Annotated in this window: 8 protein-coding genes; 7 read left to right on the top strand and 1 reads right to left on the bottom strand. The window is 61.8% G+C overall.

Going from position 1 to position 10,605, the window contains the following annotated elements:
- Nucleotides 1-32 precede the first annotated feature (32 nt).
- On the top strand, nt 33-695 hold the full coding sequence (gene qseB / locus AC6I7Z_RS19375) for a quorum sensing response regulator transcription factor QseB (RefSeq protein WP_497815369.1): 663 nt from the start codon (nt 33-35) through the stop codon (nt 693-695).
- Nucleotides 692-2,023, top strand: a complete 1,332-nt coding sequence (gene qseC / locus AC6I7Z_RS19380; protein ID WP_497815370.1) for a quorum sensing histidine kinase QseC — start codon at nt 692-694, stop codon at nt 2,021-2,023. The genes qseB and qseC overlap by 4 nt, the downstream gene beginning before the upstream one ends.
- 3 nt (nt 2,024-2,026) lie before the next feature.
- Here qseC and kup read toward each other — a convergent pair whose 3' ends face one another.
- Nucleotides 2,027-3,895 carry a low affinity potassium transporter Kup gene (gene kup / locus AC6I7Z_RS19385; protein ID WP_033755365.1) on the bottom strand — a complete coding sequence of 623 codons (1,869 nt, stop codon included), beginning with the start codon at nt 3,893-3,895 and terminating at the stop codon, nt 2,027-2,029.
- 273 nt (nt 3,896-4,168) lie between these two features.
- Here kup and ravA point away from each other — a divergent pair, with 273 nt between their 5' ends.
- From ravA to mioC, 5 genes are all read left to right on the top strand, one after another.
- Nucleotides 4,169-5,665, top strand: coding sequence for an ATPase RavA (ravA, locus tag AC6I7Z_RS19390; protein ID WP_497815371.1), 1,497 nt, complete (start codon nt 4,169-4,171; stop codon nt 5,663-5,665).
- Nucleotides 5,662-7,122 (top strand): ATPase RavA stimulator ViaA, encoded by a 1,461-nt coding sequence (gene viaA / locus AC6I7Z_RS19395; protein WP_497815372.1) that lies wholly within the window; start codon nt 5,662-5,664, stop codon nt 7,120-7,122. Before ravA ends, viaA begins: the two co-directional genes overlap by 4 nt.
- 70 nt (nt 7,123-7,192) lie before the next feature.
- Entirely contained in the window at nt 7,193-9,331 is a 2,139-nt protein-coding gene (gene ovoA / locus AC6I7Z_RS19400) for a 5-histidylcysteine sulfoxide synthase (protein ID WP_497815373.1), read from the top strand.
- A 102-nt stretch (nt 9,332-9,433) separates the two neighbouring features.
- Nucleotides 9,434-9,895 (top strand): transcriptional regulator AsnC, encoded by a 462-nt coding sequence (asnC, locus tag AC6I7Z_RS19405; protein WP_033755376.1) that lies wholly within the window; start codon nt 9,434-9,436, stop codon nt 9,893-9,895.
- 152 nt (nt 9,896-10,047) lie between these two features.
- On the top strand, nt 10,048-10,488 hold the full coding sequence (gene mioC / locus AC6I7Z_RS19410) for an FMN-binding protein MioC (protein WP_497815374.1): 441 nt from the start codon (nt 10,048-10,050) through the stop codon (nt 10,486-10,488).
- Nucleotides 10,489-10,605: the final 117 nt, after the last annotated feature.

The following is a 10,605-nucleotide window of genomic DNA, read 5'->3' on the forward strand; positions in this document are numbered from 1 at the left end:
CGTATAAAGCCTTTGCGGATAAAGGAGGGAAGATGCGCATTTTACTGATTGAGGATGACCGGCTGATTGGCGACGGCATCAAGGCCGGCCTGGGCAAATTAGGTTTCAGCGTCGACTGGTTTGTTTCCGGCGATGAGGGTTTCGCCGCGCTGCATGCGGCGCCCTGGGATGCGGTGATCCTCGATCTTTCGCTGCCGCAGCGCGACGGGCTGGAGATTCTGCGCGACTGGCGCCAGCAGGGCGCGGACGTGCCGGTGCTGATCCTGACCGCGCGCGACGCCCTCGATCAGCGCGTGGAGGGTTTGCAGCTGGGCGCGGACGACTATCTCTGCAAACCCTTCGCCCTGACGGAAGTCGCCGCGCGGCTACAGGCGCTCATCCGGCGTCGCCACGGCCAGCTGCAGCCGGAGCTGCGTCACGGCAACGTCATTATGCAGCCCGCCAGCCACAGCGTGACGCGCGATGGCGAGCAGGTGCCGCTCAAAAGCCGGGAGCTGGCGCTGCTGGAACTGTTTTTACGCCATCCCGGCCGCGTGCTGACGCGCGCGCAGCTGGAAGAGAAGCTCTACAGCTGGGATGCCGACGTCTCCAGCAACGCGGTGGAGGTGCATATTCATCACCTGCGTAAAAAGCTCGGCGCGAGCTTTATCCGTACCGTACACGGCGTCGGCTATATGCTGGGAGAGCCGCAATGAGCCTGTTTCTCCGGCTTGGCGTCGGCTTCGTGCTGCTGCTCGGCCTCTGCTGGGGCTGCGCCAGCCTGAGCGCCTGGCTACAGACGCGCGATACCATCAACGAACTGTTCGACACCCAGCAGCTGCTGTTCGCCAAACGCCTGATGGCGCTTGACCTCGCCGCGCCCGCTGACGCCACGCTGCCCAAAAACAAGGCGCTGCTGCGCCACCATCGCGGCGATCAGGATGACGACGCGCTCGCCTTTGCTATTTTCACCCGCGACGGCAGACCCGTGCTGAACGACGGCGAAAACGGCAGAATGCTGCCGTTCGACGCCGAGGCGCAGGGGTTTCATGACGGGCGGTTAATCGACGACGACGACCGCTGGCGGTTTGTCTGGCTGACGACGCCGGACGGCCAGCACCGCATCGTGGTGGGCCAGGAGTGGGAATACCGCGACGATATGGCGAAAGCGCTGGTGCAAAGCAGCATTCTGCCCTGGCTTATCGCGCTGCCGCTGATGCTGTTGCTGCTGCTCGGCCTGGTGTGGCGCGAGCTGCGCCCGCTCAAGCGCATCACGCAGCTGCTGGCGCAGCGCGCGCCGGATGACGACAGGCCGCTGGACGCCGGGCGGGTGCCGCTGGAGGTCAGACCGCTGACGGAAGCGCTGAACGGGCTGTTCAGCCGCATCAGCGCCATGGTGCAGCGCGAGCGCCGCTTTACCTCTGACGCCGCCCATGAGCTACGCAGTCCGCTGGCGGCGCTGCGCGTGCAGAGCGAAGTGGTGCAGCTTGCCGCTGACGACGAAGTGATGCGCCAGCACGCTTTGCGCCAGCTGGACGCCGGCATTCAGCGCGCCACGCGGCTGGTGGATCAGCTGCTGACGCTGTCGCGCGCCGAAGCTGAGGACGCGCGCGGCGCGTTTCAGCCTGTCGACCTCCATAGCCTGCTGCAGGAGGCGCTGGCCGAGCAGCTGCCGCACGCCGATCGCGCCGGCGTCGCGCTGCGTCTGGAAAGCCTTGCCGAGCCGGTTATTCAGGGTCATCCGCTGCTGCTGTCGCTGCTGGCGCGCAACCTGCTGGACAACGCCATCCGCTACACGCCGGAAGGCAGCGACGTCAGAGTCGTGCTGGAGAGCCGCGGGTTGCGCGTCGAGGATAATGGCGCGGGCCTGAGCGAGACGGAGCTGCAGCGTCTGGGCGAGCGCTTCTGGCGGCCGCCGGGACAGGAAAAAAGCGGTAGCGGGCTGGGATTATCGATCGTGCGGAACGTCGCGCAGCTGCACGGCATGCAGCTGCGTTTCAGCCAGCGCGAGGGCGGCGGACTCTGCGTCGCCCTGCGCTGGTAACCCTCAGATCTCGACCTGGGTGCCGAGTTCGATTACCCGGTTCGGCGGGATCTCGAACTGGTCAGGCGCGCGCAGCGCATTGCGCTGCAGCGCCAGGAAGAGCTTGCCGCGCAGGCGCAGATACCAGGGACGTTTGCCCATAATCAGCGACTCGTGCGACATAAAGAATGAGGTCTCCATCATCCGGCAGTTAAGCCCTTCCAGCCCGCAGCGGTGAAAGATCTCCTCTACATTCGGCGTTTCGCGCCAGCCGTAGCTCGCCACCACGCGCCAGAAGGTCGGCGACAGCTGTTCGATGGCGACGCGGCGCACGTTATGCACGTAAGGCGCATCTTCGGTGCGCAGCGTCAAAAAGACCACGCGCTCGTGTAGCACCTTGTTGTGCTTAAGGTTGTGCAGCAGCGCAAAGGGGATCACGTTGAGCGCGCGCGACATATAGACGGCGGTGCCCGGCACGCGCACCGGCGGCGATTTCTCCAGCGAGGCGATCATCGCCTCCAGCGAGTTGCCGTGCTCGTGCATCCGGCGCAGCAGGCGAAAGCGTTCGCTCTTCCAGGTCGTCATAATCAGGAACATGATCAGCCCCAGACAGATCGGCAGCCAGCCGCCGGAGAAGAGCTTAATCAGGTTGGCAGAGAAGAGCGGCACGTCGATGCAGAGAAACAGCGTCAGGATCAGGCCGACCGCCAGCCGGTTCCAGTGCCAGTTTTTCACCGCGACGGTACAGGAGAGAATCGAGGTCAGCACCATGGTGCCGGTGACCGCGATGCCGTAAGCCGCCGCCAGATTGCTGGAGTGTTCAAAGCTGATAATCACGATCAGCACGGCGAAATAGAGCACCCAGTTGATCATCGGCACGTAGATCTGACCGGACTCCATCTCCGAGGTATGGATAATGCGCATGCCAGGCAGATAGCCCAGACGCACCGCCTGGCGCGTCAGCGAGAAGACGCCGGAGATCACCGCCTGCGAGGCGATCACCGTCGCCAGCGTGGCCAGAATCAGCAGCGGGATCAGCGCCCAGTCCGGCGCCAGCAGGAAGAAGGGGTTTTTAATCGCTTTGGGATCGCTGAGCAGCAGCGCGCCCTGGCCGAAATAGTTCAGCACCAGCGAGGGCAGCACTACGATAAACCAGGCGATGCGAATCGGCATTTTGCCGAAGTGCCCCATATCCGCATACAGCGCCTCCACCCCGGTAATCGCCAGCACCACCGCGCCCAGCGCAAAGAATGAGATGGTTTTGTAGTGCACGAAGAAGCTGACCGCCCAGGAGGGATTAAGCGCCTGCAGCACTTCCGGGTTCTTCATGATGCCGGTAACGCCCAGCACCGCCAGCGTGGCGAACCAGATCAGCATCACCGGGGCGAAGAGTTTGCCCACCATGCCGGTGCCGTGCTTCTGGATCATAAACAGCAGCGTCAGCACCGCGATAGAGAGCGGGACGATAAAGGGATCGAGCGAGGGCGCGGCGATCTCCAGCCCTTCGATCGCCGACATCACGGAGATAGCCGGCGTAATCACCACTTCACCATAAAAGAAGCTGCCGCCGATCAGGCCCATAATCACCAGCACTGCCGTGGCGCGCGCGCCGGTATTGCGGCCCGCCAGCGACATCAGAGTTAAAATGCCGCCCTCGCCGGCGTTGTCCGCGCGCATGACGTAGCTGATATATTTCAGCGACACCACCAGCAGCAGCAGCCAGAAAATCAGCGACAGAAAGCCGAAAACCGCTTCGCGCTCAACGCCGAAACCAAACTGACCGGAGAGGCATTCACGCAAGGTATAGAGCGGGCTGGTGCCGATATCGCCATACACTACGCCAATCGCGGCCAGCGTTAACGCACTAAGTGATTGCTTATTATCCGAGCTCATAGAGTTATCTTTTGTTGGAGCAGAGAGGCGCAGTACCCCATCGCTCTTGCTGTCAAAAAGCGCACAGTATGCACCTGTTTTCTAAAAAACCCATCCCGCACTTACATCAATGCTATCAGCGTTGACGATTTTTCTGGCGGCATTATGCGATGATTGGATTTTGTGACACAAAAAAAGCGGACGGCAATCAACGCTTTCACGCATCATAATCAGTAGAGTAGTGCGCCTGCCATAATAAGACGGCAGCAGTAACAGAAGGACAATGAAGTGATTATGGCTCAACCCCATCTTTTGGCAGAAAGAATTTCTCGTCTCAGCAATGCCCTGGAGAAGGGTCTGTATGAACGCCACGACGCTATTCGCCTCTGTCTGCTGGCGGCGCTGAGCGGTGAAAGCGTGTTTTTGCTCGGCCCGCCGGGCATCGCCAAGAGCCTGATCGCCCGCCGCCTGAAATACGCGTTTCAGAACGCCCGCGCCTTTGAATACCTGATGACGCGCTTCTCGACGCCGGAAGAGGTATTCGGCCCGCTGTCAATCCAGGCGTTAAAAGATGAAGGCCGCTATCAGCGCCTGACGAAAGGCTATCTGCCTGATGCGGAGATCGTGTTCCTCGACGAAATCTGGAAGGCGGGCCCCGCCATCCTCAATACCCTGCTCACCGCCATTAACGAGCGCCGCTTCCGCAATGGCGACAGCGAAGAAAAAATTCCGATGCGCCTGCTGGTCACCGCCTCGAACGAACTGCCGGAAGCGGACAGCGGGCTGGAAGCGCTCTATGACCGCATGCTGATCCGTCTCTGGCTCGACAACGTGCATGAGAAGCAAAACTTTCGCAGCATGCTGACCCACCAGCAGGATGAAAACGCCAACCCGGTCGCGGAATCGCTGCGCATCAGCGACGAGGAGTATCATCAGTGGCAGCAGGGCATTAGCCAGGTCAGCCTGCCGGATAACGTCTTCGAGCTGATCTATCAGCTGCGCCAGCATCTGGAAACCCTGCCTGACGCGCCCTATATCTCCGACCGCCGCTGGAAAAAAGCGATACACCTGCTGCAGGCGAGCGCCTTCTACAGCGGCCGCAGCGCCATCGCGCCAATCGACCTTATCCTGTTGAAAGATTGCCTGTGGCACGACGTCGCCTCTATGCAGGTGCTGGAGCGCGCCATTGACCAGCTGATGACGCAGCAGGCGTGGCAGCAGCAGACGCTGCTGCTCAGGCTGCAGCAGCTCAAAGCGCGACGGCTGGCGCTGCAGCAGCAGAGGAGCGTGGCGCAGGCGATCACGCTGGAGAAACACAGCGGCATGTTTAGCCGCAAGCCGCACTACGAGCTGCCTGACAGCCTGACGGATCCGCAGCTGACCCTGATGCTGCAGCAGCCGCTGACGCTGCACGACATGCAGGTGACCCATGTGGTGATCGCCCGCGAAGCGCTGGAGCAGTGGCTGCTGAAGGGCGGCGACGTGCGCGGCAAGCTGAACGGCATCGGTTTCGCCCAGACGCTCGATCTGCTGGTGGATGCGCAGCACTGTCTGGCGCTGCGCGACGTCAGCCTGCAAACGGCGCGCCTGACGCTGCCCGGCGCCGTTGCGCACAGCGAACTGCCGGCTGAAATCAGCGAGGCGCTGGACGAGCTGGATACCCAGCTGCGCGCGCAGCGCCATCAGTTCAGCCAGCATCAGCGCTGTCTGTTTATCAGCGACGACTGGCTGGCGCGCATCGAAACCAGCCTGCAGGACGTGGCCGATCAGCTGAAACAGGCGCGTAAATGATCTCGCTGGAGACGCTCAGCGCGCTGCTCTCGATCGGCGAAGCCGAACTGATCGAAGAGCTGATCCTCGCGCTGCTCGCCTCCCCGCAGCTGGCGATCTTCTTTGAAAAATTCCCCGGCCTGAAGCAGGCGATGCTGCGCGACGTGCCGCGCTGGAAAGCGGAGATCAACGCCGAGCTGAAAGCGACGCCGGTGCCGGAAACGCTGGCCGACGAGTTTCAGCTGTTTCAGCGCGCGCAGCTGCTCAGCCATCACGACTTCAGCCAGCAGCTGCCCGAAATACTCGAGACGCTGACGCAGCTGCCTTCGCCCTTTCTGGAAGAGGCGCAGCGCCTGTTGCAGCATACCGACGCGCATCAGCTAAGCGGCGCGCAGCATACGCTGTTTCTGCAGCGCTGGCGCCTCAGCCTGACGCTGCAGACGCTGACGCTTAACGAACAGCTGCTGGAGCAGCAGCGCGAACGCCTGATGGCCGAGCTGCAGCAGCGTATGGCGCTGAGCGGCCAGCTGGCGCCGCTGCTGAGCGACAACGACGAGGCCGCGGCCGGTCGCTTATGGGATATGAGCAAAGCGCCGCTGCAGCACGGCGACTATCAGCTGATGCTGGAGTATGGCGACTTTCTGGCGCAGCAGCCGGAGCTGCTGGCGCTGGCACAACAGCTGGGCCGCAGCCGCGAGGCGAAATCGGTGCCGTCGCAGGAGGCGCCGCTGGAGGCTTTCCATCAGCTGGTGCGCGAGCCGGACGCGGTGCCCGAAGAGGTGAGCGGCATTCACCAGAGCGACGACGTGCTGCGTCTGCTGCCGCCGGAGCTGGCGACCATCAGCATCAGCGAGCTGGAGCTGGAATTTTATCGTCGCCTGGTGGAAAAACGGCTGCTGACCTACAAACTGCAGGGCGACGCCTGGCATGAAAAAGTCACGCTGCGCCCGGTCAGCCACCAGCAGCACGAAGAGCAGCCGCGCGGCCCCTTTATCGTCTGCGTCGATACCTCCGGATCGATGGGCGGCTTCAACGAGCGCTGCGCCAAGGCGTTCTGCCTGGCGCTGCTGAAGGTGGCGCTGGCCGATCGCCGCCGCTGCTACATTATGCTGTTTGCCCACGACGTTATCGGCTACGAGCTTACCGGCGACGACGGGCTGGAGCAGGCGATCCGCTTTCTCAGCCAGCGCTTTCGCGGCGGCACCGATCTCGCCGCCTGCCTGGCCGCCGTGGCAAAGCGTATGGAGGGCGCGCTGTGGCAGGATGCCGACGCGGTGGTGGTCTCCGATTTTATCGCCCAGCGCCTGCCCGACGAGATCGTCAGCCTGATTAAGCAGCGCCAGCTGCAACAGCAGCAGCGCTTTCACGCCGTGGCGATGTCGGCCCACGGCAAACCCGGCATTCTGCGCATCTTCGATCATATCTGGCGTTTCGATACCGGCATGAAAAGCCGCCTGCTGCGCCGCTGGCGGCGTTAGTCACGGGGCAGAAATTCTTATTTGCTATAGTGAATAGCCCGCTGTGTTTATTCAGCTAACGGAGTTCACTGTGACCATCGCACAACAACATCAGGCATTACCGGCGCCGACCCGTACGGTACGCCTTTCCGGCAGCAGCGTTGCAGAGAAACGCGCCGAGCTGCTGGCTTACTACACGCAAACCTGGGAACTGTATGAAAGCCTGTTCGATTGTCTTGCCGACGATCGCGCCTGGTTTACCAAAGCCATTACGCTGCGCCATCCTTTAATTTTCTATTTTGGCCATACCGCCTCTTTCTATATCAATAAGCTGATGGCGGGCCGCTACATCGACGCGCGCGTCGATGACCGCATCGAGGCGATGATGGCGATCGGCGTGGATGAGATGAGCTGGGACGATCTCGACGACAGCCACTACGCCTGGCCCAGCGTGCAGGAGGTGCGGGAGTACCGCGGCAAAGTGAAAAGCCTGGTGACGCGCTTTATCGAAACCATGCCGCTGACGTTGCCGATCGACTGGGAAAGCCCGGCGTGGGTGATCCTGATGGGTATCGAGCATGAACGTATTCATCTGGAAACCTCCAGCGTGCTGATGCGCCAGCTGCCTGTCGAATGGGTTAAGCCGCAGCCGCAGTGGCCAGCCTGTCAGGAGGCGCGACGCGAACGCGACGGGGTGCCGGCCAACAGCCTGGTCGCCATGCCAGGCGGCGTCGTGACGCAGGGAAAAAGCGACGATACCTACGGCTGGGATAACGAATACGGCAGCCTGACCACCGAACTGCAGCCGTTCAAGGCGAGCAAAATGCTGGTCAGCAATGCCGAGTTTTTCGAATTCGTCGCGGCGGGCGGCTACCAGCAGCGCCACTACTGGGACGACGAAGGCTGGGGCTGGCGCAGCTTCGCCGAGGCGCAGATGCCGACCTTCTGGGTGGGCGACGCACAGCAGCCGGACGCGTTGAAACTGCGCCTGATGACCGAAGAAGTCGCGATGCCCTGGGACTGGCCGGCAGAAGTCAATCAGCTGGAAGCCGCCGCGTTTTGCCGCTGGAAGGCGCAGCAGACCGGCGCTGCCGTGCAGCTGCCGTGCGAGGCGGAATGGATGCAGCTGCGCGAGCAGGTCGAGGGCGATCAGCCGGAGTGGCAGCAGGCGCCGGGCAACCTCAACCTGGCCTACTGGGCCTCATCCTGCGCCGTCGATCGCTTCGCTCAGGGCGACTTTTTCGACATCGTGGGCAACGTCTGGCAGTGGACCACCACGCCGATCAACGGCTTTGAGGGATTCCGCGTGCATCCGCTCTACGATGACTTCTCGACGCCGACCTTCGACGGCAAGCATTCCATCATCAAGGGCGGCAGCTGGATCTCCACCGGCAACGAAGCGCTGAAGTCGTCGCGCTACGCCTTCCGCCGTCACTTTTTCCAGCATGCGGGCTTCCGCTACGTCGTCTCTTCCCATCAAGAATCGATGACGCTCAACCCCTACGAAACCGACGATATGGTGTCGCAGTATCTCGACTTCCAGTACGGCCCGCGCTATTTCGGCGTCGACAACTACGCTGAATCGCTGGTGGCGCTGGCGCTGCCCCACTGCACGTCGCGCGGCAGCGCGCTCGATATCGGCTGCGCTACCGGCCGCGCCAGTTTCGAACTGGCGCGCCATTTCGAACGGGTGATCGGGATGGATTATTCGGCGCGTTTTATCGACGTGGCGCTGCAGCTCGCCTCGGGCGAGGATTTTCGCTACGTGGTGCCGGAAGAGGGCGATCTGGTGGCCTATCGCCAGGTGCGGTTGAAAGACTTCGGTCTCGACGTCGAACAGGCGCGGCGCATCCAGTTCGTGCAGGGCGACGCCTGCAACCTGAAACCGCAGCCCGCGCAGTACGATCTGGTGCTGGCCGCTAACCTGATCGATCGCCTGCGTCAGCCGCAGCGCTTTCTGCAGGATATCGCGCCGATGATACGCTCCGGCGGTCTGCTGCTGCTCTCCTCGCCCTATACCTGGCTGGAAGCCTTCACGCCGAAAGAGAACTGGCTGGGCGGCATCCGCGAAAACGGCGAGGCGCTTACCACCTTGCAGGCGCTGCAACGGCTGCTGGCGGCGGAGTTTGAGCCGATCGGCGCGCCGCAGGACCAGCCTTTCGTGATCCGCGAAACCGCGCGCAAGTATCAGCATTCGCTGGCGCAGGTCACGCTGTGGCGTAAGCGTTAACCCTGACGGCAGCGGCAAACGCCGCTGCCGGAGATTGCCTGCCGTCGCTTTTTGCTGCACATTCTCCTCTGTTCAAAGAAGAAGAGCTGACATGAGGATGATATGGCCGAATCACTGCAACTGGACAACCTGGATCGCGGGATCCTGAATGCGCTGCTGGACAATGCCCGCACCGCTTACGCCGAGCTGGCGAAACAGTTCAACGTCAGTCCGGGCACCATCCATGTTCGCGTGGAGAAGATGAAACAGGCCGGCATTATTCTCGGCACCCGCGTGGAGATCGATCCGCGTCAGCTGGGGTTCGACGTCTGCTGCTTCATCGGCATCATCCTGAAGAGCGCGCGCGACTACCCTGCCGCGCTGAGCAAGCTGGAGGCGCTCGACGAGGTGGTCGAGGCCTGGTACACCACCGGACACTACAGCATCTTTATTAAGGTGATGTGCCGATCCATCGACGCGCTGCAGCAGGTGCTGATCAACAAGATCCAGACCATTGACGAAATCCAGTCCACCGAAACGCTGATCTCGCTGCAAAACCCGATCATGCGCACCATCAAACCCTGATCTTTTTTTTCTGTGCACAATCTTATCCCACGCGATCGCCGCCAGCGCCAACGACTGCGTTCGCATCCTCATTTTTATTAACCCTGTTTTCCACAGGTGGATCACGGCTTGATCACAGCGTACAATGCTCGCCTTTATTCCGGGAGAGCATCATGGCCGACATTACTTTAATCAGTGGCAGCACGCTGGGCAGCGCCGAATATGTGGCCGAGCATCTGGAAGAGAAACTGCAGGAAGCGGGCTTTTCCACGCAGCTGCTGCACGGCCCGGCGCTGGACGAGCTGCCGCAGCAGGGGATCTGGCTGGTGGTGAGTTCTACCCACGGCGCAGGCGAACTGCCGGATAATCTGCAGCCTTTATATGAGGCGATTGCCGACACCCAGCCCGATCTGTCGGCGTTACGCTTCGGCGCCATCGGTCTCGGCAACCATGAATACGATCTCTTCTGCGGCGCCATTCGTTCGCTGGACGCGCTGTTGATCGCTCGCGGCGCGCAGCGCATCGGCGAGCGGCTGGAAATCGACGTGCTGGAACACGAGATCCCCGAAGATCCGGCAGAGGCCTGGCTAAGTGGCTGGATGGCTCATCTCTGAGCGGATCCTTTGCCACAGGGGATCGGGTATTTCGCCGGATCCCCAGCTAAAACGTCTGTTTTTATTCGATCGCGTCCACTTTTTTTGTGGATAACCAGGCTTGATTGCTGCGTAAAA

Source organism: Pantoea sp. X-Soil-MYKO-1289 (assembly GCF_059730625.1).